The sequence below is a fragment of the Acidobacteriota bacterium genome (genome assembly GCA_009861545.1).
In the GTDB taxonomy this organism is placed as follows: Bacteria; Acidobacteriota; Vicinamibacteria; order Vicinamibacterales; family UBA8438; genus WTFV01.
Map to the genome: position 1 here is coordinate 12,574 of VXME01000025.1, position 22,102 is coordinate 34,675.

General features: G+C 69.0%; 17 protein-coding genes. 12 read left to right on the forward strand and 5 right to left on the reverse strand.

From position 1 onward, the window contains the following. Window positions 1-46: 46 nt before the first annotated feature. Window positions 47-2,527, forward strand: coding sequence for a carbohydrate binding family 9 domain-containing protein (locus tag F4X11_03630; protein ID MYN64106.1), 2,481 nt, complete (start codon window positions 47-49; stop codon window positions 2,525-2,527). Between the two features lie 58 nt (window positions 2,528-2,585). Next, the gene (locus F4X11_03635; GenBank protein ID MYN64107.1) at window positions 2,586-4,952 is read left to right on the forward strand and encodes a carbohydrate binding family 9 domain-containing protein; all 2,367 of its coding nucleotides are present in this window, start codon (window positions 2,586-2,588) and stop codon (window positions 4,950-4,952) included. On the opposite strand, the gene F4X11_03640 is transcribed toward F4X11_03635, so the two are convergent. Then, window positions 4,930-5,133 carry a type II toxin-antitoxin system HicB family antitoxin gene (locus F4X11_03640; protein MYN64108.1) on the reverse strand — a complete coding sequence of 68 codons (204 nt, stop codon included), beginning with the start codon at window positions 5,131-5,133 and terminating at the stop codon, window positions 4,930-4,932. The genes F4X11_03635 and F4X11_03640 overlap by 23 nt on opposite strands. Before the next feature lie 99 nt (window positions 5,134-5,232). On the opposite strand from F4X11_03640, the gene F4X11_03645 reads away from it, so the two are divergent. The 3 genes from F4X11_03645 to F4X11_03655 all read left to right on the forward strand — a co-directional run bounded on the left by F4X11_03645 (window position 5,233) and on the right by F4X11_03655 (window position 10,658). Beyond that, complete coding sequence (locus tag F4X11_03645) at window positions 5,233-7,161, forward strand: Na+:solute symporter (protein MYN64109.1); 1,929 nt, start codon at window positions 5,233-5,235, stop codon at window positions 7,159-7,161. A gap of 74 nt (window positions 7,162-7,235) precedes the next feature. Next, a complete protein-coding gene (locus F4X11_03650) occupies window positions 7,236-9,467 on the forward strand; it encodes an amidase (GenBank protein ID MYN64110.1) in 2,232 nt (743 codons plus the stop codon). Window positions 9,468-10,013: 546 nt separating this feature from the next. Beyond that, window positions 10,014-10,658: a hypothetical protein gene (locus F4X11_03655; protein ID MYN64111.1), complete on the forward strand. Its 645-nt coding sequence runs from the start codon at window positions 10,014-10,016 to the stop codon at window positions 10,656-10,658. Here F4X11_03655 and F4X11_03660 read toward each other — a convergent pair. Beyond that, window positions 10,541-10,897, reverse strand: a complete 357-nt coding sequence (locus F4X11_03660) for a hypothetical protein (GenBank protein MYN64112.1) — start codon at window positions 10,895-10,897, stop codon at window positions 10,541-10,543. The genes F4X11_03655 and F4X11_03660 overlap by 118 nt on opposite strands. Window positions 10,898-10,916: 19 nt before the next feature. On the opposite strand from F4X11_03660, the gene F4X11_03665 reads away from it, so the two are divergent. The 3 genes from F4X11_03665 to uppS all read left to right on the forward strand — a co-directional run bounded on the left by F4X11_03665 (window position 10,917) and on the right by uppS (window position 13,737). Further along, window positions 10,917-12,365, forward strand: a complete 1,449-nt coding sequence (locus F4X11_03665; protein ID MYN64113.1) for a transcriptional regulator — start codon at window positions 10,917-10,919, stop codon at window positions 12,363-12,365. A 215-nt stretch (window positions 12,366-12,580) separates the two neighbouring features. After that, window positions 12,581-12,910 (forward strand): hypothetical protein, encoded by a 330-nt coding sequence (locus F4X11_03670; protein MYN64114.1) that lies wholly within the window; start codon window positions 12,581-12,583, stop codon window positions 12,908-12,910. 107 nt (window positions 12,911-13,017) lie between these two features. Beyond that, a complete protein-coding gene (uppS, locus tag F4X11_03675; protein MYN64115.1) occupies window positions 13,018-13,737 on the forward strand; it encodes a di-trans,poly-cis-decaprenylcistransferase in 720 nt (239 codons plus the stop codon). On the opposite strand, the gene F4X11_03680 is transcribed toward uppS, so the two are convergent. Continuing rightward, entirely contained in the window at window positions 13,692-14,000 is a 309-nt protein-coding gene (locus F4X11_03680; GenBank protein ID MYN64116.1) for a hypothetical protein, read from the reverse strand. The genes uppS and F4X11_03680 overlap by 46 nt on opposite strands. Between F4X11_03680 and F4X11_03685 the strand changes: the two genes are divergently transcribed. Beyond that, window positions 13,986-15,458: a cytochrome P450 gene (locus tag F4X11_03685; protein ID MYN64117.1), complete on the forward strand. Its 1,473-nt coding sequence runs from the start codon at window positions 13,986-13,988 to the stop codon at window positions 15,456-15,458. The genes F4X11_03680 and F4X11_03685 overlap by 15 nt on opposite strands. A 164-nt stretch (window positions 15,459-15,622) precedes the next feature. Here F4X11_03685 and F4X11_03690 read toward each other — a convergent pair whose 3' ends face one another. Together F4X11_03690 and F4X11_03695 are read right to left on the reverse strand one after the other, a co-directional pair. Then, window positions 15,623-16,489, reverse strand: a complete 867-nt coding sequence (locus F4X11_03690; protein MYN64118.1) for an aminoglycoside phosphotransferase family protein — start codon at window positions 16,487-16,489, stop codon at window positions 15,623-15,625. A gap of 47 nt (window positions 16,490-16,536) precedes the next feature. Then, entirely contained in the window at window positions 16,537-18,318 is a 1,782-nt protein-coding gene (locus F4X11_03695; GenBank protein ID MYN64119.1) for a PQQ-binding-like beta-propeller repeat protein, read from the reverse strand. 137 nt (window positions 18,319-18,455) lie between these two features. Between F4X11_03695 and F4X11_03700 the strand changes: the two genes are divergently transcribed. The 3 genes from F4X11_03700 to F4X11_03710 are packed head-to-tail and all read left to right on the forward strand — an operon-like array spanning window position 18,456 to window position 22,101. After that, window positions 18,456-19,901, forward strand: a complete 1,446-nt coding sequence (locus F4X11_03700; protein MYN64120.1) for a hypothetical protein — start codon at window positions 18,456-18,458, stop codon at window positions 19,899-19,901. Then, the gene (locus F4X11_03705; GenBank protein MYN64121.1) at window positions 19,898-20,818 is read left to right on the forward strand and encodes a hypothetical protein; all 921 of its coding nucleotides are present in this window, start codon (window positions 19,898-19,900) and stop codon (window positions 20,816-20,818) included. Before F4X11_03700 ends, F4X11_03705 begins: the two co-directional genes overlap by 4 nt. Further along, window positions 20,815-22,101 (forward strand): hypothetical protein, encoded by a 1,287-nt coding sequence (locus F4X11_03710; GenBank protein ID MYN64122.1) that lies wholly within the window; start codon window positions 20,815-20,817, stop codon window positions 22,099-22,101. Before F4X11_03705 ends, F4X11_03710 begins: the two co-directional genes overlap by 4 nt. The last annotated feature ends 1 nt before the right edge of the window (window position 22,102 follow it).

Consider the following 22,102-nt stretch of genomic DNA (forward strand, 5'->3'; position numbering starts at 1 on the left):
AGCGCAAGCGCCCTGCGCGATTCAACGGGCGAGTAAACTCCACTGCATGTCGATGGATCAGCCCGACGGAAAGGCGGCTCGCACGAGGCAGACCGCAAGGCTCGCAGGCGCGCTCGTGGTGTGCGCCTTGGCGCTGGGGGGAGCGACACCGCTGGCCGCCGCCCCCCAGGAGAACGCCGGCCCGGAGCGTGCCGCTGTTGCTGCCGGCGCGGAGACCCTGCCCTCTTCGCAGCCACCACGCCAGACCACGCCCCCGCCGGCGGGGTTTCAACCCGCAGGCCCGTTCATCGATGGTCCGCCGGCCCCGGTGCCGCCGGCCACGATCAACCGCGACGCCAGCGGCGGGGCGACGGTGCGCGCCGTCCGGCTGGATGAACCCCTGCGGGTCGACGGCGTGCTCGACGAGCCGATCTACGCTCGCGTCGAGCCGTTCGGCGGGTTCATCCAGCAGTCCCCCGACGAGGGGGCCCCGGCCACGGAGGGAACCGACAACTGGATCCTCTTCGACGACGAGTCGATCTACGTGGGGGCACGCGTCTACGAGTCGGTCCCCGAGTCGGAGTGGGTCGCCAACGAGATGCAGCGCGACTCGTTCCGGATCATCAACAACGACGGCTACATCGTCGTGTTCGACACGTTCTACGACCGCCGCAACGGCTTCACCTTCCGGGTCAACCCCATCGGGGGCTTCCAGGATCAGCAGATCACCGACGAAGGCAACCCGAATCCCGACTGGAATCCCGTCTGGGACGTGCGCACGGGCCGCTTCGACGGGGGCTGGACGGTGGAGATGGAAATTCCGTTCCAGTCGCTCCGCTTCCGGCCCGGCCCGAACCAGGTATGGGGCATCCAGTTGGGCCGGGACATCAGGTCGAACTTCGAGGAAGCCTATCTGACGGCGGTGCCGATCTCGGCCGGACCGGGACAGTTCCGCCTGTCGGTCGCCGGCACCCTGGTGGGCCTGGAGGTGCCGGCCGACAGCCGCACGTTCGAGATCAAGCCCTACGCGATCGGCTCGCTCAACACCGACCGGACCGCCGTGCCCCCGATCTCGAACGACGGTGACGGGAACGGCGGCGTCGACGTCAAGTACGGCCTCACCGAGAACCTGACGGCGGACTTCACCTTCAATACCGACTTCGCGCAGGTCGAGGTGGACGAGCAGCAGATCAACCTGACGCGGTTCAGCCTGTTCTTCCCGGAGAAGCGCGAGTTCTTCCTCGAGAGCCAGGGCATCTTCGACTTCGGGCGGGTGGCCGGCTTCGGCGGCTTCGGCGGCTCCGCGCGGGGAATCCTCAACGCGCCGCCGGGCGTGTTCCCACCCGGCGACGCGCCGACCCTCTTCTTCAGCCGGCGGATCGGTCTGGACCAGGGGGGACGAACCGTGCCGATTCGCGGCGGCGGACGACTGACCGGCAGGGTGGGCGACTTCAGCGTGGGCGCCATCAACATCCAGACCGACGATGCGCGGGCCAGCGACGCCCTCCCGACCAACTTCAGCGTGCTCCGCGTCAAGCGCGACATCCTCCGCCGGAGCCGCGTCGGCGCCATCTTCACCAACCGCTCGGTCTCGACGAGAGGCGACGGCGCGAACCAGGCCTACGGACTCGACGGGTCGTTCTCGTTCTACGACAACGTCAACATGTACGGCTACTACGCGCGGACGAACACGCCGGGCCTCGAGGGACGGAACGAGAGCTACCAGGCGGCATTCTCCTACGAGGGCGACCTCTACGGACTGCTCGTCGATCACCTGCAGGTCGGCCGCAACTTCAACCCGGAGATCGGTTTCATGCGCCGCGAGGACTTCCGGCGCAGCTACGTCTACGCGCAGTTCAGCCCGCGGCCGGAAGGCATCGAGGCGGTGCGGCAGTTCACCTGGGGCGGCAGCGTCGACTACATCGAGAACAGCGCCGGGCAACTCGAGACCCGCATCCTGTCGGGCCGCTTTCAGACCAGCTTCGAGAACAGCGACAGGCTGAGCGCGGACATTCAGCAGGACTACGAGTTCCTCCCCCGGCCCTTCGAGATCATCGACGGCGTGACCATCCCCGTCGGCGGCTACGAGTTCACCGACTTCCAGGTGTCCTACAGCATGGGACCGCACCGGCGCGTGGCCGGCGGCCCCTCGTTCCAGTACGGCGAGTTCTTCGCCGGCAACATCACCGCGGTCGGCTTTTCGCGCGGCCTCATCGAGGTCTCGCCGCAGTTCGCGGTCGAGCCCAGCATCTCGTGGAACCGGATCACGATGCCGCAAGGGGACTTCACGGCCCGGGTGGCCACCACGCGGCTCACCTACGGATTCACGCCCCGCATGTTCGCCAGCGCGCTGCTGCAGTACAACTCGACCAACAACGTGCTCAGCACGAACGTGCGCCTGCGCTGGGAGTACCAGCCGGGGAGTGAACTGTTCGTCGTCTACAACGATCAGCGGGACACCTTCATGAACCTCAGGAACCGCGGCGGCTTCCCGATGTTGGAGAACCGCGCCTTCGTGGTGAAGCTCACCCGGCAGTTCCGCTTCTGAGCCGTGACCGTCAGGCAGCGCCGCCAAACCCGTCGCAAGGCTCCGTAAACTCCACGACATGTCGCCGCCACAGCTCGACGGGAGAGCCCCCGCCGCCGGTCACGCCGCGAGGCTCGCGGCCGCGCTCGTCTTCTGGGTCCTGCCACTGACGGCGCCGGCGCAATCCCCGCCAGCGGGATTCGCGGGCCCGCTGATCGACGGTCCGGCGGCACCAGTGCCGCCTGCCACCATCAACCGCGACGCCAACGGCAGGGCGACGGTCCGGGCCGTGCGCCTCGAGGGACCCTGGCGGCTCGACGGCGTGCTCGACGAGCCGATCTACGACCGCGTGGAGCCGTTCGGCGACTTCATCCAGCAGGCGCCCGACGAGGGGGCGCCGGCAACGGAGGCGACCGACGCCTGGATCTTCTTCGACGATCAGTCGATCTATGTGGGCGCCCGCGTCCACGAGTCGGTTCCCGAGTCGCAGTGGATCGCGAACGAGATGCAGCGAGACTCGTCTCAGCTCATCAACAACGACGGATTCATCGTCGTGTTCGACACCTTCTACGACCGCCGCAACGGCTTCGCCTTCCGGGTCAATCCCATCGGGGGGTTCAGCGATCGGCAGATCACCGACGAAGGAGACCCGAATCCCGACTGGAATCCGGTCTGGGACGTGCGCACCGGTCGCTTCGACGGCGGCTGGACCGTCGAAATGGCGATCCCGTTCAAGTCGCTCCGCTTCCGGCCCGGGGCCGAGCAACTGTGGGGCATCCAGTTGGGCCGGGACATCCGGTCGAGCTTCGAGGAGGCGTACCTCACGGCGGTGCCGATCTCTGCCGGGCCGGGACAGTTCCGCGTGTCGGCGGCGGGCACCCTCACCGGCCTGCAGGTGCCGGCAGGCAACCGCACGTTCGAGGTCAAGCCCTACGTGATCGGCTCGCTCGCCACCGACCGGACCATCGTGCCCCCGATCTCGAACGACGGCGCCGGCCAGGCGGGCGGCGACGTCAAGTACGGACTCACCGAGAATCTGACGGCGGACTTCACCTGGAACACCGATTTCGCGCAGGTCGAGGTGGACGAGCAGCAGATCAACCTGACGCGGTTCAGCCTGTTCTTCCCGGAGAAGCGCGAGTTCTTTCTGGAGAGTCAGGGCATCTTCGACTTCGCGCGGGCGCCCGGCGCCGGCGGCGGCGGGGCCGCGCGGCGGAGCGTCGGCGCGTCGGGCTTCTTTGGAAGCGGGGACGCCCCCACCATCTTCTTCAGCCGGCGGATCGGCCTCGAGCAGGGACGCACCGTGCCGATTCTGGGCGGCGGACGCCTGACCGGCAAGGTGGGTGATTTCAGCGTGGGGGCCATCAACATTCAGACCGACGACACGCCGGGCGCCGGCGCGGTGCCGACCAACTTCAGCGTGCTCCGGGTCAAGCGCGACATTCTGCGGCGGAGTCGGATCGGCGCGATCTTCACCAACCGGTCGGTCTCGCTGACCGGCGATGGCGCCAACCAGGCGTATGGAGTCGATGGGGCTTTTTCGTTCTACGACGACGTCAACCTCTACGGCTACTACGCGCGCACGAACACGCCTGGCCTCGAGGGAAGGAACGAGAGCTACCAGGCGGCGTTCTCCTACGACGACGACCTCTACGGCCTGCGCGTCGATCACCTCCTCGTCGGCAGGAACTTCAACCCGGAGGTGGGTTTCCTGCGCCGCGACGACTTCCGGCGCACCTTCGTCTCCGGACAGTTCAGTCCGCGACCGGCCGGCCTCGCGGCGGTTCGCCAGTTCACCTGGGGCGGCAGCGTCGACTACATCGAGAACGGCGCCGGGCAGCTCGAGACCCGGATTCTCCAGGGGCGCTTTCGGACCGCCTTCGAGAACAGCGACAGCCTGAGCGCGGACATCCAGCGGGACTACGAGTTCCTTGCCCGGCCCTTCCACATTACCGACGACGTGACCATCCCCGTCGGCGGCTACGAGTTCCAGGACTTCCAGGTGTCCTATCGCATGGGACCGCACCGCCGGTTGGCGGGCGGCCTGGTGTTGCAGCACGGCGAGTTCTTCGACGGCGACATCACCGCGGTCGGCTACTCGCGCGGCCGCATCGAGGTCTCGCGCCAGTTCGCGGTGGAGCCGAGCATCTCGTTCAACCGGATCACGCTGCCGCAGGGACAGTTCACGGCCCGGGTGGCCACCACGCGGCTCACCTACACGTTCACGCCCCGCATGTTCGCCAGCGCGCTGCTGCAGTACAACTCGACCAACAACGTGCTGAGCACGAACGTGCGCCTGCGCTGGGAGTACCAGCCGGGGAGCGAGCTGTTCATCGTCTACAACGACCAGCGGGACACGTTCATGAACCAGATGCGCGGCCGCCGCTTCCCGATACTGGAGAACCGCGCCTTCGTGGTGAAGCTCACCCGGCAGTTCCGCTTTTGAGACGGGAGCGGCAGAAGCCGTCCTCGCGGCGGTCGTTGAGAATCAGTGCGATGGCTGCCAGGAGGCTGCGTCGCGCTTCACCCTTGGTTCGTCCCTGTCCGTTGGCGCCGGGGATCTCCGGGCAGTAGGCGAGGTGCCATGCGCCGTCACGCTCGAACACCGCCGTGAACTCGTTTCGCATCTCGACAGCTACGATGGTCCGGCCTCGACCGGGAGTCAAGCGTCAACCCGCAGTCGGACGCCTCCTTCGTCGCAGGCCAGCCCATGGCAGAATCGACGCGTGAGCTCGATCGACGCGCTGATCGTCATCCTCTTCATCGCCTACGCCGTCGGCGTCGGCCTCCGGAACCGCCGGCAGGCGTCGAAGAACCTCGAAGAGTACTTTCTCGCCGGCCGGTCCCTGCCCGGCTGGAAGGCGGGGCTCAGCATGGCGGCCACCCAGTTTGCCGCCGACACGCCCTTGCTCGTGACGGGTCTGGTGGCCACCGCCGGGATCTTCGGACTGTGGCAGCTCTGGATCTTCGGCGTCACCTTTCTGGTGCTCGGCTTCGTGCTGGCCGGCGCGTGGCGCCGGGCCGGCGTGGTGACCGACGCCGAGCTGGCGGAGGTGCGCTACGGCGCCAGGCCGGCGGCCGTGTTGCGGTGCGTCAAGGCTCTCTACTTCGGCACCATCATCAACTGCGTCGCCCTCGCCTGGGTGCTGTTCGCCGCCGCCAAGATCGCCGAGCCGTTCCTGCTGTGGAACGAATGGCTGCCCGGGGAGATCTTTCAACCGGTCGTCGGCCTGGTGGACGCGGTAGGCGTGCCGCTGACCATCGGCGGGCTCGCCGATCCCGACGTCTGGATCAAGACCGCCAACAACCTGCTGTCGCTCGTCATGATCCTGACGGTCGTGGCGCTCTACTCGGCCACCGGTGGACTGCGGAGCGTCGTCGCGACCGACATCGGCCAGATCACCGTCATGGCCGTCGGCACGCTGGCGTTCACGACGATCGTCGTGTCGGAGGCGGGCGGGCTCGGCGGGATGCAGGCGAAGCTGCACGAGATGTTCGCCGGCGGCGGACCGGGGGGGATTCTGCCCGACGAGATCCTGGCGTTCACGCCGGGACGAGCGAAAGACGTCACCCTGTCGGTGCTCTCGCTGCTGGGACTGCTGTGGCTCATCAACTCCGTTTCCGACGGCAGCGGGTATCTCGCCCAGCGCGCCATGGCCTGTCGCAGCGATCGCGACGCCAGGACGGCCGCGGTCGTCTTCACGTTCGCTCAGGTGCTGCTGCGCAGCCTGCTCTGGCTGCCGCTCGCCGTCGGGCTGCTGGTTCTGTTCCCACCCGACCCGGGGCTCGCCCCCGGCCTGATGCAGGCCGACCGGGAGGCGACGTATGTCCGGGGGATGGCGGAGCTGCTGCCGCCCGGCGTGACCGGGTTGATGCTGACCGGCATGCTGGCGGCGCTCGCCTCGACCGTCGACACGCATCTGAACTGGGGCGCCTCGTACTGGACCAACGACATCTACAAGCGGTTCATCTGCCAGGCGTGGCTGAAGACGGAGCCGAGCGGCCGCTCGCTCGTCTGGGTGGCGCGCGCCGCGAGCGTGCTGACCCTGGTGATCGCGATGGCGGTGATGAGCCAGTTGACGTCCATCAACCAGGCCTGGCAGATCAACCTTCTGTTCGGCGCCGGGCTCGGCGTGGTGCTGGTGCTGCGGTGGCTCTGGTGGCGGATGAACGCGTGGGCGGAGATCGCGGCCATGGTCGTCGCCTCGGCCGTCGCGCCGTTGCTCATCGCCTATCTCGGTGACGACCAGCAGCCGCTGCGGTTGCTGCTCGCGGCCACGGCATCGACAGTTGCGGCGCTGGTCGCGATCTGGATCAAGGGACCCGAAGACCGGGAGCGCCTGACCGCGTTCTACCGGCGCGTGCGGCCGGTCGGCTTCTGGGGTCCGATCGCGGCAGGGCTCGGCGAGGAGGAAGACCTCGGTCCCAGGCGCCTCGCACGGGCCCTGGGCGCGACGGTGCTCTGCTCGGCCACCCTCTTCGCCGCTCTGGTGGGAATCGGGAGCTGGCTGGTCGGCAGCCCGCCGCCGGTGTGGCTGCCGTCGGCGCCCGTCTGGATCGGCGGGCTGCTGGTGATTGCCCTGGCGCTGTGCCCGCTCTGGTATCGGCTTGGATTCGGCGCGACCGCCGTGGCGGAGCGCAGGAGCAGACGATGACAACGCTGTCGGATCACCGGTACGACGTTGGACGAGTGGTCGCCGTGAGCGCGGCGCTCGGATGCGTGTGGACGATGGGTGTGACCGCCGCGTTCGCACAGAGCGCCTTTCAGATTGAAGAAGCCTCCATCGGCGGTATTCAGCGCGCGATCCGGCAGGGCGAGACGACCTGCGTGCAGGTGGTGGAGGCCTATGTCGAGCGGGCGAGGGCGTACAACGGCATCTGCACGCAGCTCGTCACCGCGGACGGTGGACTGGTTGCGCCGGGCCGGGGCGCAGTCCGGGCCGGCGTCCCGATAGAGTTTCCCTCCACCACCGTGCCCGTGCGCGAGATTCTGCCCGACTACGACGACTACCGGGGGTTGCCGATCGAGTTCGGCCGCATGGAGGCGACGCGGTCCGACCCCAGCGTCCAGCAGCAGTACGGCATGGTCGTCGGCATGCCGGACGCGGGCCAGCTCAACGCGCTGAGCACGCTCAACCTGCGCGGCGAACGATCGGTGACCTGCCAAGCCGAGTGCGATGCGCACCCGTCGGACGGCAGTCTGCCCGCGCATTGCCCCGCCGCGTGCGAAGCGTTCCGCCAACAGCCGGACGCGCTCGAGCGAGCAGCCGAGCTCGACGCGCTGTACGGCAGGAATCCCGACCTCGAGCGGATGCCGATGTACTGCGCCGCGATCTCGTTCAAGGACGTCTTCGACACCACCGACATGCGGTCGACGAGCGGGGCCGACACCGGCTACGCGATGGATGCGCCGCCGCGGGACGCGACGGTCGTCGCCGAGCTGCGCGCCAAGGGCGCCATCATCTATGCCAAGGCCAACCTCTCCGAGTACAACGCCGGCGGCGGGAACCCGGGGGGCGCGGTTGCCGGCTCGCGGACGTACGGCGCGGGCGTCTCGCGCAGCAGTTGGGCCGGCCCGTCGTGCAACGTCTACGACACCGCCCGCGAACCCGGCGGCTCGAGCTCGGGGTCGGCCGTGTCGGTCGGCGCGAACCTCGCCACCTGCTCGATCTGCGAGGAGACCGGCGGATCGTGCCGGCAACCGGCCTGGCGCAACGGCGTCGTCGGCTTCGTGACGACCAAGGGGCTCGTGCCCTACGGCGGGTCGACCGGCGTGGAGCCCTACCTCGACCGGGGAGGCATCAACTGCCGCACGGTCGAGGACGCGGCCCTCGTCCTCGACGCGCTCAGGAACCCCGGCCGCGGCTTCCACGATCCGCGCGACATCTACGCCGCGCTCCCGCGCGCACTGATCCCCGAGGCGTCCTACGCGAGCTTCGTCGTCGACGACGAGGAGACCGCCGGCGCCAGGCCGCTCGCCGGCGTGCGCATCGGCGTGGTCCGGGAGTACATGGTCAAGCACACCGACAACGACGCCGCGATGAGCGATCTCGTCAACGAACAGATCCTGCGCGTGCTGCGCGACGAGCTCGGCGCGGAGCTCGTCGAATCGTCCGATCCGGAGTATCCGGACGACCCGTCGATCCCGAACATGGCGTACGACTTCCAGCGAGCGATAGCCGAGATCCTGCCCGTCCACATGCCGGAGCTCATCCAGGCCCGCGACGCCGACGGCGCGTACCGGTTCGCCGTGCCCGGGCACGACGTGACCAGCCGCGACTATCTCGCGCGGGCGGCCGAGGGCGTCGCGCCGCTGTCGGCCGACCTGAACCTGCGCAGCATCAACCGCTCGCCACCCACCTTGAGCCTCAGCTTTCACCTGGCCCAGTACCTGATGCGCCGCGGGGACTCCAGGGTGACCGACTGGGCGAGCCTGAACGCAAATTCGAAGTACTACAGCGAGCGGCGCGCGGTGGCGATGCGCAACTGGGAGAACGCCCGCAACATCGTCTCGGAGGGCATCACCCGGCGCGTGAAGATGCGTGACGTCATGCGGCTCGTCCTGCTCAACGTGCTGCACAGGAACGATCTCGATGTGCTGGTCAACCCGACGATCACCGTGCCGCCGGTGCGAATCGGATACGCCGGGGAGCCGTCGGTCGAAAACCGTCCGACCGGCCGGTTTCCCACGAGCGCCAACCTCGGCATTCCGGAGATCACGGTGCCAGCCGGCTTCAATCGAATCGTCTACGACCCCGAGTACGCGCTGAACGAGGACCAGGACGGCTACGACAACGTCACGGGCAGCCGGCGCACGGAGCTCGACGCCCCACTCCCCGTCGGCATCTCGTTCTGGGCGGGGCCCGGAGACGAGCCGCGCGTCCTGCGCGTCGCGTCGGCCTACGAGGCGGCAACGAGGCATCGCCGGCCGCCGCCCGACTTCGGGCCCGTCGGTCGATGATACCGGCGCGTGCGCCGGGGATCCCGCCACGTTCGCGACCGTCCCGATCATCCTCGCGGTGGTCGCGCTCGTCGCCGGCCACCTCCCTGCGCGACGCGCGGCACGCGTCGACCCGCTCGCCGCCTTGCGCTGCGACTAACGCGCTGGCTTGGGTGTACACGAAATGACTACGATCCAGCGTCGCATGTCACCCTTCAGCGTTTCGGCCGGTGGCGACAGGTAACCTGCTCTTCTCGTAAACGGCTGAAGAAGAAGGTCTTCTGGTGTTCTTGGCGCGCCTGGCACCCCGTCTGCAATTCCCCCTTTCGGCGTCTCGGATCGGCCGCCGATGCCGGGAGAAACCGGAGAGGGAGGGGTGCGATGGGCGTTGCCGCCATCTTCCACCGCGGAATCGTCGCCGGAGGTCTCGTCGCGCTCCTGAGTCTGAGTGGGCTGCCTGCCGCTGCGCAACCCCCGCCGGAGGACGCCACGGCCATCCCGTCGGGGTCGACCCCTCTGCTCCGTAGTACTCCCACGCGTTCCGGGAAGCCGCCGGGTGGACTCCCGGTGCGTGGGGATCCGGCTAGCCAGGAGAAGCGAAGTCCGTACTTCGACAGGTGGGGTATCGAGCTGTCCGTTGGCTACGAGGTGTTCAAGGGTCTTCCGGGCGCGATCTCGACCGAAGGCTTCTTTCTGTCCGCGGGGCTCTACCTCAGCGATTCTCTCGCGCTCGTTGGTGAGACCGGGACCACCGGTTGGGCGAGCGGCCGCCTGACGACGCCCGGACGGGCGCCGCAGAAGTTCGTGGACGCGGCGCGGCCCTGGCCGTCGAAGCCGGCCGCGTGCCCCGAGATCGATGTGGGCTTCGGCAGTTACCTGGGCGGCGTGCGTTACCGCCGTCGCTTCCGCGGAACCGCCGTGTTCGTCCACGGCCTGGCCGGCCGTGCGGAGTACTCGGGAACGGCAACCGAGATCGGCCAGAGCGGCGTCCGAACGAGCTGCTACGAGGCGTTCGCCTCCGGTCGTGCGGTGGCTGCCGGCGGCGGGATCGACGTGCACCTCAACGACCGCATCGCCCTCCGTGTCACGGCGGACTACCGGCGTCTTGCCGTGCCGTCGTTGGAAGGGATGGAGACCGTGTTCATGGCGCCGGACGCCGCCGCACATCTCGACATGGCGCGCATCGCCATTGGTTTCGTCCTCGGTTTCTGAGATCCCGCGACCACGCTCCGGGCGGGATGGCATTTCTTCCCCGTCTGCCGCGGCGCGTGCAGCACGAAGTACTTCTCGTCCCCGACGAGCGCGAGCACCTGCTCCGGATCGAGCCGGTCCAGCGGTGGAATGCAGTAGTGCCGGTCGGGCTTGACGGGGCCGGTCGTGGTGAAGAAGCGCCTGCTGTTCCCGGCCCCGGACGCCATCGTGCGGCAAGCGTACTGCAGTACGCGAGACAACCTATACTGCCGACCGTCGATGCGACCGCCCTCCGGCAAGCCTCGCTACCGGTTCTCCGGTCACGTCCTCTCCCCCGCCCGCAGGACGCTCGTCCGCGACGGCAGGGAGCTGCCGCTCATCCCGCGCTGCTTCGACCTACTCGTATTGCTTATCGAGCGGCGGAACGAGGCAGTGTCCAGGCGCGAGCTCCTCGACGCGGTCTGGAGCGACGTCGTGGTCACCGACGGGGCCCTGAGCCAGGCGGTCCGGATCCTCCGACGCACGCTGAGCGACGATCCGCGCGAGCCGACCTTCATCCGCACGGTGCAGCGGCACGGGTACCGCTTCGTCTGCACCGACGTCGTCGAAGAGCCGGACGCGGGACAGCCGGAGCCCATGCGGGCCGCGGCGATGGAGCTGACCGCGAACGCCCGGGAACCGGCGCCAGCCGCTCCTCCGCCAGAAAACGTGCGGACCGCCGCGGCGGAGCCCGCTGCGAACGCCTCTTTCGACCAGGCTCTCGAGACGTTGCTCGAGGACGATGCCGGCGACGCCGAGACAGCGGATGTCCGGCGGCGGCAGGCCGCCGAGATCCTGCACCAGATGGGCACGGCGAAAGCGCTCCACCGGCTGGACCGTAGAGCGGGACATGCCGTGGCCCGCGCCTACTTGCGCGACACCCGCTGGGACGTCCCCGGTGCGGGACCGGTTCCGCTGCTCGGACACCCGGGGTGGCTTGCGGCCGGGAAGATTCTGTTCCTGCTTCGTATCCGGCGCGCGGCCCGACTGGCCGGGCGCAGGTGGCTGGCCGCGGCCGCCGGTGGAGCGGCCGCCGGGGCGATTGCCGGTCTCCTCGGCGGCTTCGTCCTCCGCTTCGGACCCGGATCGACGGCGGGCGATGGCGTGCTGGCAATGCTGCCGCTGCTCGGCACGGCGGTCGGCGGTCTCGCCGCGGCGGGGATCGGGGCCGGTCTGGCCGCCGCGGAAGCCGCCTTTCGCGCGCGGCGCTGGCTGGCGCTCGCCGTGGCCGGGGCGTCGAGCGGCCTGGCGATCGGCGCGACCGCTCACTTCCTGGGACGCCTCGTGCTCGAAAGTCTGTTCGGCCGCGATCTCTCGCCGCTGACCGGCGCGCTGGAGGGCCTCGTTCTCGGCGGCGCGGTCGGGCTGGGCTACGGGGTGGCCACGCCGACGGCGGACGGCGGCATGGCCACCCCGCAGGGGCTCTCCCGGGTTCGCGTCGCGCTCCTGACGGGGCTCGCCTGTGCCCTGGCCGCCGGGATGCTCGGCTGGAGCGGCCGCTTCCTCGGTGCGATGAGCCTCGACTTCATGGCGCAGAGCTTCCCCGGCTCGCAGGTAGGCCTGGCGCCTCTCGCCCGCCTGCTCGGCGAGCAGGAGCCCGGGGTGGTGACCCGGGTCGCGATCAGCGTCTTCGAGGGCCTGATGTTCGGCTCGGGCCTGGCCGCCGGGCTGACCAGGAGGCCCGGTTGAGCCGCGGTCGCCTGCGGCTTCGCTCGCCTACCAACCGACCCCGATGGGGGATCCGTACCACGCTATGGCGCAGACTGCGAGACCCGCCTCGGCCGCACTCAGCGGAATATCACCGAACCCTCACTTCTCGCTCATGTCTCGGGGCCGGCCTCTCGCCGATACTGCCGCGAACGAATCGGACCGCGGCCCTGCCCGCCAGACAAGGAGTGAGAACGATGCAACAGGCGCTCAGCGCTCTACAAGACCGGTTGATTCCCGCCGAGGAGATCTTCTTCGCCTGGCTGATGCGGGTATTCGTCGCCGCGACTCTCGTCGGGTCGGCATGGATCGACGACGCGCCCCCGCTCGAGATCGGGGCCATGGTCATCGCGCTCTACGTGGCTCTTCGCGTGGCCACGCAGTTCGGTAACCTGGTCACTGCCGCCCCGTTCGAGAGCCGACCCCTGCGGATGATCTTCGCCGTCGGCGCCCTCATTCTGCTCGGTCTGGCGTTCCTCGTCATCGCCACCCTCGTCGAGCGCCTGGCCCTCTCGATCGCCGGCTGAAGACCGAACGGGAACGGGTGCGCGCCGGCCGAACGCCTGGTGGCCCGGCCGCGGCGAGCGCCAGGTAACGACCGTCCAGCGAGAGGCGGCATGAGATGGATCGAGCGATGAACGGCGGCCTGCACGTGGGCCTGATCATGGACGGCAACGGCCGCTGGGCCTGTGCGCGTGGGCTTCCGCGCACGGAGGGACACCGACGCGGAGCCGACGCCGTGCGGCGCGCGGTGGAAGCGGCGCCCGATCTCGGCATAGCGACGCTGACGCTCTACGCCTTCTCCGCCGACAACTGGCGCCGACCGGCCGCCGAGGTGTCGACGCTGATGCGGTTGCTGCAGTCGTTTCTCGTGCGCGAGCGCACGCGCTGTCGCCGGCACGGCGTGCGGCTGGCGTTGATCGGCCGGCGAGACCGCCTGTCGCCCGCCCTGGTTCGCGCGATCGAGGAGACGGAGCGCGCGACACGCGACGGCGCCCGGCTCTACCTCCGGTTGGCGGTGGACTACTCGGCACGTTCCGCGATCCTCGCCGCGGCGGGCACGCTGGGGTCGGACGAGCGCTGCGACGAAGACGGCTTCCTGCGGCGGGTCAACCGCGCGTGCCACTCCGACCCGGCAACACCGCCGGTCGACCTGGTGATCCGCACGAGCGGCGAGCAGCGCCTGAGCGACTTCCTGCTGTTCGAGTCGGCGTACGCGGAGCTCCTGTTCATCGACAGGCTGTGGCCGGACTTCGACGGCGAGGACCTGCGCCGGGCGGTCGAGGCGTTTCGTCGCCGCGAGCGGCGCTACGGGGGCCTGCCCCGCGAAGAGACAACCCGAGCGGCGAGTTGATCTCGGAGCCCCCGGAAATCTCCTGCCACCTCCCCGCGCCACGTCGTGAAGCGCGTGACCGGCGCCGGCGGCATCGCGGTCGAGGTTTGCGCGGTCGGTGCACGCACGATCAGAAAGTGGCGATCGGGTTGATAGGCGGATCCGGTACCCCGCGTGGGCAGCGGCGCCGCCGTCAGCAGGAACTCGTAGCGGTTCAGCGACGCGGCCACTTCTCCCACGGCCTCGAGATCGAGGTTGATTGCAGTACGATGGCGGAACTCCATTCGGCGCGTCCCGCGGAATCGGGGCCACACGCTGCTCCTGCAGGCTCCGGCCGTCCAGATGGAGTTGGCGCGACGATGACGGTAGTTCACCCCGCAGTCGCCTACGCACCTGGCGTTGTACCCGAACCGCTGGCTGAGCCAGTCAGGCCGATCCAGTTCCTCCGTTTGCTGCGCGACAACCAACTGTCCGTGTACACCCGCGACTCCTTCACCACCGACTTCGGCGAAGCACGGCTTCTCTTTCACAACTTTGTTCTCCTCAATGAACCCGATTTCATCGAGCACATCCTCGTCACCAACCACCAGAACTACGTCAAAGGGCACCTCGCACGCCAGGTTCTCGAATGGGCTCTGGGCAACAGCCTGCTGATCAGCGAGGGCGACTTCTGGCGCCGCCAGCGCCGGATCATCGCCCCCGCCTTCCATCACCAGCACCTCGCCCGGGCAGCCCACGTGATGGTGCGTCGCGCCCGGCAGCGCGTCGAACGCTGGCGCACGCCGTCTGAGCGGGGAGAACGCCTCGACATCGCCCACGAAATGATGTCGCTCACGATGGAGATCGTCGCCGAGGCGCTGTTCTCCAGCGACATTGCCAACTCGATAGATGAGCTGGGCCGGGCGATGACGACACTCCATGCGTCCCTGGGCACGCCGAATCCGCTCGACATTCTCGGCTTCCCGGCGTGGTTCCCACGCTGGCGCTCGCATCGCACCCGCTCGGCGCTGGCTCGGCTCGACCGGATGATCTACGGCATCATCGCCGCACGACGCGCCACCCGGAAGGGTCCCGACGATCTGTTGGGCTTGCTCCTTGTCGCGCGCGACGAGGAGACCGGCGAGGGGATGACGGACCGGCAGCTCCGCGACGAGGTGCTCACGTTCTTCGCCGCCGGACATGAGACGACGGCGCTGGCCCTGACGTGGACGCTGTACCTGCTGTCGCGACATCCCGGCATCGAACGCGCCCTGCACGACGAGGTGGACCGTGCGCCGGGCGAAGGAGAGACGACGTTCGCTGACCTCGAAGCGCTGTCCTATACCCGCATGGTCATCGAGGAGGCGATGCGGTTGTTTCCGCCGGGCCACTCTTTGAGTCGCGCGGCGATCGCGGACGACGAGGTCGGGGGGCACGCCATTCGCGCCGGCAGCGTGGTGACCATCAGCCCCTACCTCACGCACCGCAATCCGCGGCTGTGGGAGAATCCGCTGCGCTTCGATCCCGAGCGGTTCACGCCCGATCGGGTCAAGGCACGTCACCGTTTCGCGTACTTTCCCTTCGGTGGCGGTCCGCGTATCTGCATCGGCAGGGGCTTTGCCATGACAGAGGCGTGCGTGGTGCTCGCCACCATGGCCCGTGCCTATCGCCTGCGCATGGCGCCCGGACACCGGGTCGAAGCGCACGGCGGGATTACCCTTCGCCCGCGCTACGGTCTGCGCATGACGCTCGAGCCGCGCTGACCCGGACTGGCGGTTGCAGTCCGACCTGCGCTGTTTCGCGACGCCCAGCGCGAAGACGAGGTAGTCACGGCGTGTAGAGACCGCAGCCTCCGCGTAGGCTCGTCGGAAGCACGAGATCCTGGCGTCGGGTATCCGCTCCGGTCTGCGCCGTTCCGCTCCGGAGTTCACAGCGCGAACCGCGCCCTGAACTCCGCGTAGCCTTCCTCGAACGTGCACGGATAGCCCTGGAGTGCGTCGGCCATCGTCTCCAGTGACCCGCGGCGGAAGTACAGGTGCGCTCTTCGCAGCAACCCGTCGTCCTTCCGCCCGCGATACCGTTCCAACACGCGTCCGGCGAAGTCGTGCCCGTATCCCATCAGTCCATCGAAGTCGAGGGCGGGGTCCCCGATGGAGCGGTCGCTGAAGTCGATGATGTTGACCTGCTGGCTCTCCGCGCCCCAGAGAATGTGGGCGCCGTCCAGGTCTCCATGGACGAGGCACGTCGGAGGCATCGACTGCGGTTCGGCCGCCAGTTCGGCGAGGAACTCTACGACGACGCGGGTTTCGCGCGGCGCAAGGCGCGGGAGCACGAGCGTTTCGACGTCACGAACGAGATCTTCGTGGTCCTTCTGCGGGTCCTGCTCGGACACGCCGCACTCGCGGGCGACCGACTTCGGGGTCTCGTGGACCGCGGTGAGGAACGTGGCGAGCTGTTCCGCTATCCGTTCCCGCTCCGTGTCGGAGAGGCGGCCGAACGTGGCGACGTCGAGCTCGCGGCCGGCGAGAAGCGGGTAGCCGGCGAACGAGCCATCGGTGGACTCGTAGACGTAGTCGGGAATGCCGACGTCGATCCTCGGCCGGAGGCGGCGGAGCAGCCTGGCTTCGTTCGCCAGCGCATCCCGGTACGGTTGGGCCTTGGGAGCCCGGAAGACGAGCGCCTCGTCGAGGATCAGGACCGCATGGTCCCATCCGTGCGTCAGGTACCGGTGCGACGTCCACGTGAGGCCGGGGAACTCCTCCCGTATCCGCCGCAGGAACCGTCCTTCTTCCATACCCGTCTCTCACCTGCAGCCAGCGCCGGACGGCCGCAAACCACATGCTATTCAGGCAGAGCGAACACGAAGAGGTTGTTCCCCAGGCTCGGGCGCAGCTCCGGCGTCAGCAGCAACAGGCCCATCGCCGTGCCGGCCACGCCGGTGCTCACCGCCACGTACTGCCGGCCGTCGACGGCATACGTGATGGGAAACCCGGTGACCGGCGATCCGAGGTTGATCTCCCAGAGCACCTCGCCCGTTTCGTGGTCGTGCGCGCGGAAGCGGCCGTTCGCGTCGCCCCCGAAGACCAGGCCGCCGCCGGTGGCGACGAGCGACATCGTCATCGCGCGCTGGTCGTGCTGCCAGACGGTCTCGCCGGTCTCGGCCGAGATCGCGCGAATCGTGCCGAGCTGGTCGATGCCGGGCGCGAGCTGGTTGCGCACGGCCAGCGAGTACAGCCGCTCACCCACCCCGTCATCCTCGCGTGCCGGCGTCGCCATCATCCGCGCACAGGCGTTGCGGAGCGGGAAGTACATCGTGTTCGTCAGCGGACTGTACGTACCCGCCTCCCAGTCCTTGCCGCCGAGCCATGTCGGACAGGCAAGCACCTCCTGACCGATGCTCGTGAACACGAGCTCCGCGTTCTCGCGCACCGTGCCGGTGGCGCCGTCGATGTCGCTGATCACGTTCTGCGTGATCGTCGGCGTCGCCCAGAGGAACTCGCCGGTCTCCCGATCGAGGGTGTAGACGACGCCGGTCTTGCCGGGGATCCCGGTCACCACCTTCCGCACTTCCCCCGCCCGCACGCGGGGATTGATCCAACTGACGGCCATCGGATCCGGCGCCACGGCGGTGTCCAGCAGCAGGCGCTCGAACGGGTGATCGAGGTCCCAGTGGTCGTTCAGATGCTGGTAGTGCCAGCGAATCTCGCCCGTGGCGCCGTCGAGCGCGAGCGTCGAGTTGTGGTACAGGTGCGTGTTGTCGGTTCCGCCGAGCAGAAACTTCGGGGCGGGCGAGGTGACCGACGTCCCGATGTAGACCAGGTCCAGCGCCGGATCGTAGCTGGGCACCATCCACGCGCCGACGTGGGCGCGCCGCTCGAACGGCACGCCGCCCCACGTCTCGTCGCCCGGCTCGCCGGGGGCCGGGATCGTCCGCCTGCGCCACAGCTCCGCGCCCGTCGCCGCGTCGTGGGCCGTGATGACGCAGGCGTCCGGCCCGCCCAGCGGCATGCAACTGCGGCCCGAGAACACCTTGCCGTTGGCGATGATCGGGCCCGAGGTCTGGCTGGCCGGATGCGTCCGGTAGTCGAGGATCAGCGTCTCCCAGACCGGCTCGCCGGTCGCCGCGTCGAGCGCGAAGACGTGGTCGTCGGCGCTGGTGTCGATGATCAGGTTGCCGTGGATGGCGATGTTGCGGTTGGTCGCGGAGCCGAAGAGGTAGTCCTCGACGTCGTCGGGGATCTCGCGGCGGTGCTCCCAGAGGAGGTCGCCGGTGACCGCGTCGATGGCCTGGATGACGTCGCGCGGGTTCGGCATGTACAGCACCCCGTCGTAGGCGAGCGGCGTCCCCTCCTGCGTGCCGGGCTGCAAGGCCCGCGACCAGACCATGCGCAGGTCGCCGACGTTCTCCCGCGTGATCTCCTCCAGGGGGCTGTAGCCCCATCCGTCGAGCGTCCTGCGCCACGTCAGCCAGTCCGCCGGATCGGGGTCCTGCAGCATGGCATCGGTGACCGGGACGAAGCTCTCGTCCTGCGCCCGGCCCGGCGCATCGGCGGCGACGACGAGCGCCGCGCACGCCAGCAACGAAGAACAGGATCGGGACATCGACGACCGGGGTGCACGCATGATCCCTCCTCCGGGCGCAGCGCCCGCCAGTGCCGCGATTATATGCACGTGGATCCCATTGCGGTTTGCCGTATGGACTCCTAGAATGGGGATCTCGATTCCGATTCGAAACCGCGTTCGCACCGAGGAGGCCGGAGATGACGACGACGCGCAACCGGCGGCGGACGTTCGCCTGGCAGGTCTTGCTCTCCACGGCGGTCGCGGCGCTCGTCGCGCTGCCGTCCCCGGCGGCCGCGCAGGCCGCGGCCACCGACGATGTCACCTTCACCCGCGACATCGCTCCCATTCTGCAGCGGAGCTGTCAGAAGTGCCATCGGCCCAACGCGCTGGCCCCGATGTCGCTGATCGACTATGAGGAGGTGCGGCCCTGGGCGCGCGCCATCAAGTACCGCACCGGGCTCCGCGACACGCCGGGCGTGATGCCGCCGTGGTACATCGAGAAGGACATCGGCATCCAGCAGTTCAAGGACGACCCGTCGCTAAGCGACCACGAGATCGCCCTGATCTCCAGGTGGGCGGACAGCGGCGCCCCGCGGGGCAACCCGGCGGATCTGCCCCCGCCGGTGCCGTTCATCGACGTGGACGAATGGGAGATCGGGCAGCCCGACCTCATCGTGTCGTCCCCGAGCTTCGAGATCGCGGGCGACGCGCCGGACTGGTGGGGCTCCATCGGCGAGGTGCCGACGGGACTGACCGAGGACCGCTACGTCGCCGCGATGGAGTACAAGGAGATCACCGAGCGCAGCGAGGGCGAGACCCGCGCCACCGTCGGCGGGCTCTTCGTCGTGCACCATGCCACGCTCGGCGTGACCGATCCGGATCCCGATCCGAACGAGGACGACCCGCTGGCCGCGCAGCGCCGCTGGCCGACCCACGAGGTGGGGCGCAACGCCGACGTCTTCGACCCCGAGGCGGGCAAGATCATGAAGGCGGGATCGAGTCTCCAGTTCAATTCGATGCATCTGCACGCCAACGGCGCCGACACGCGGGCGCACCTGGAGGTGGGCTTCAGGTTCCATCCCCGCGGCTACCAGCCGACCCGCAAGTGGGTGCGCATGTCCTTCGGCAACGGCGTCGACCTCGACATCGAGGCGATGGATCCCGACCAGCAGATGGAGTCCTACTTCACCCTGCCGGAGAACACGCTGATCACGATCTTCGAGCCCCACATGCACGCGCCCGGCGTGCGGATGTGCCTGGACGCCATCTGGGGGCACCACGTGCAGACGCTCAACTGCGCCGGCTACGACCATAGCTGGGTGCGGGTCTACAACTACGAGGACGACGCGGCGCCGCTGCTGCCCAAGGGCACCATCCTGCGGATGACCGGCTACTTCGACAACTCGCCCGCGAACCCCAACGTGCCCGACCCGCGCAACTGGTCGGGAGGGGGGCACCGCTCCGTCGATCAGATGTTCATCAACCTGATGCGCGGCGTCTACATGACCGACGAGGAGTTCGCGGCCGAGATGGCCAAGCGGCGCGCGAACCTCGGTCTCGCCGACGGCGAGGTCACCATCGGCTGCCCGCTCTGCGGCACGGTCGAGGTGGAGCCGGCCGACGACGCCGGAGGAGGACAGTGAGAGCGACGGGAGCGCGGCTGCCCCGCCGGCCGCTCGCGCTCGTTCTCCTCGCCGGGCTGCTGGTCGGCCTGGCCGCGCAGGACGCCGACGCGCAGCGCATGCGGCGGGCGTACGACTTCGGGCAGGAGGTAGTGCCCGCCTACGAAGGGTGGGAGCAGAACGAGGACGGGTCCTTCAACCTGGTGTTCGGGACGATGAACCGGAACTGGGAGGAGGAGCTCCACATCCCGATCGGCCCCGGGAACAGCATCGAGCCCGGCGGGCCGGACCAGGGTCAGCCCACCTGGTTCCTGCCGCGGCGCAACCGGTTCCTCTTCCGGATCCGGGTCCCCGCCGACTTCGGCGACCAGGAGCTGGTATGGACGCTCACCAGCCCCAACGGCGAGACGAAGCGCGCCTACGGGACGCTTCTCCCGGACTACTACATGGACAACAACGTCCGGATGGCGAACAACGGGGCGGGTGTCTCCGGCGAGCTGTTCAAGAACGTGGGCCCGACGCTCGCGGTGCACGGTGAGAAGACCAGGAGGGTCGAGGCGAACGAGCCGGTCACCCTGACCGCGGTGGCGCACGACGAGGACGGCCTGCCTGCGCCGCGGGCGATGCGTCCCGTGGACCCGGGCCGACCGACCAGCTTGACCCCGATCGCGGCGAGGGGCCTGCGGCTCTCGTGGTTCGTCTACCGCGGGGCGGTTCCGGTGACCTTCGATCCGGTACAGGCCAAGGTCTGGGAGGATACGCGGGCAAACTCCAACTCGCCGTGGGGCGCCGGTTGGGAAACGCCCGAGCCTCCTCCGGACAACAAGTGGGTGGTGCGGGCGACCTTCAGCGAGCCGGGCACCTATGTGCTGCGGTGCATCGCCCACGACGGGGGCCTGGGGACCTACGAGGACATCACGTTCGAGGTGACGGAGTGAGCGTGTTGTCGAAGGTCTCGGCGGGCGCCATGGTGCTGCTTGCGTTGGTGGGGGCAAATCCGACCGCCGCGGCCGCGAACGACGGCGGGACGGTCCCCGAGCACCCCACGTTCACCCGCGACGTGCTCCCCATCCTGCAGCGCTCGTGCCAGGTGTGTCACCGGCCCGACATGTTCACACCCATGTCGCTCCTCACCTACGAGGAGGTGCGACCGTGGGCGCGCTCCATCAAGCAGCGCGTCGAGGCGCGCGTGATGCCGCCCTGGTTCGCCGACCGTACGGTGGGGAGGTATCGCGACGACCCCTCGCTGAACGACACCGAGATCGCCACCGTCGCGCGCTGGGTCGACCAGGGCGCTCCGCGCGGCAACCCCGCGGACGCGCCACCGCCGGTCGCATGGGCGGCCGTCGACACTTGGTACCACGGGGAGGAGCCGGACCTGGTGGTCACCAGCCCGCCTGTCGTGGTGCCCCCCAACTCGATCGAGACCTATCCGGAACCCGAGATGGAGACCGGCCTGACCGAGGACCGCTACATCAAGTGGATCCAGGTGATGCCCGGCGAGTCGCGCGTCGTCCACCACGTGCTGGTGTACGCCGTGCGGGACGAGGAAGACGAGTCGGCCGGCGGCGGCCCCCGCGGCGTGCGCGAGCTGCTCGCCAACCGGGCGCGCGGCGACTTCGTCGGCGACTGGTTCGAGGACGGCTACGCGCGGCTGCTCCGCAAGGAAGACCGGATCCGGCTGCAGCTCCACTACCTGCCGGACGACGAGCGGAGCTTCACCGACCGGACCAGCGTGGGCATCAAGTTCTACCCGCCGGGGTACGAGCCGGCCTACGTCGTCACGACCAAGGCGGTGTCCAACCGCGATGACCTGATCATTCCGCCCGGCGAGGCCAACGCGCGCAGCGACGCCTACTTCACCCTGCCCGAGCCGACCCGGATCATCAGCTTCCAGCCGCACATGCACTACCGCGGCAAGGCGATGACTCTGGAGGCGATCCGCCCGGATGCCGGGCGGCCGGAACTGCTGACCGACATCGACCGGTTCGCGTGGGACTGGCAGCCTACCTACGTGTACGAGACCCCGTTGACCCTGCCGGCCGGGACCGTCATGCACGTGACCGCGTACCACGACAACTCGACCGCCAACCGGGTCAACCCCGACCCGACCGCGGCGGTCGGCTGGGGGCAACGGACCATCGACGAGATGAACATCGGCTGGCTGGACTACTTCCACATCTCGGAGGAGGAGTACGCCGCGCTGCAGGACGAGGAATAGG

Coding starts and splice junctions, on each gene's coding strand:
- F4X11_03630 (MYN64106.1), top strand. CDS start 47: ATGTCGATGGATCAGCCCGACGGAAAGGCGGCTCGCACGAGGCAGACC.
- F4X11_03635 (MYN64107.1), top strand. CDS start 2,586: ATGTCGCCGCCACAGCTCGACGGGAGAGCCCCCGCCGCCGGTCACGCC.
- F4X11_03640 (MYN64108.1), bottom strand. CDS start 5,133: ATGCGAAACGAGTTCACGGCGGTGTTCGAGCGTGACGGCGCATGGCAC.
- F4X11_03650 (MYN64110.1), top strand. CDS start 7,236: ATGGGTGTGACCGCCGCGTTCGCACAGAGCGCCTTTCAGATTGAAGAA.
- F4X11_03665 (MYN64113.1), top strand. CDS start 10,917: ATGCGACCGCCCTCCGGCAAGCCTCGCTACCGGTTCTCCGGTCACGTC.
- F4X11_03670 (MYN64114.1), top strand. CDS start 12,581: ATGCAACAGGCGCTCAGCGCTCTACAAGACCGGTTGATTCCCGCCGAG.
- uppS (MYN64115.1), top strand. CDS start 13,018: ATGAACGGCGGCCTGCACGTGGGCCTGATCATGGACGGCAACGGCCGC.
- F4X11_03685 (MYN64117.1), top strand. CDS start 13,986: ATGGCGGAACTCCATTCGGCGCGTCCCGCGGAATCGGGGCCACACGCT.
- F4X11_03680 (MYN64116.1), bottom strand. CDS start 14,000: ATGGAGTTCCGCCATCGTACTGCAATCAACCTCGATCTCGAGGCCGTG.
- F4X11_03690 (MYN64118.1), bottom strand. CDS start 16,489: ATGGAAGAAGGACGGTTCCTGCGGCGGATACGGGAGGAGTTCCCCGGC.
- F4X11_03695 (MYN64119.1), bottom strand. CDS start 18,318: ATGCGTGCACCCCGGTCGTCGATGTCCCGATCCTGTTCTTCGTTGCTG.
- F4X11_03700 (MYN64120.1), top strand. CDS start 18,456: ATGACGACGACGCGCAACCGGCGGCGGACGTTCGCCTGGCAGGTCTTG.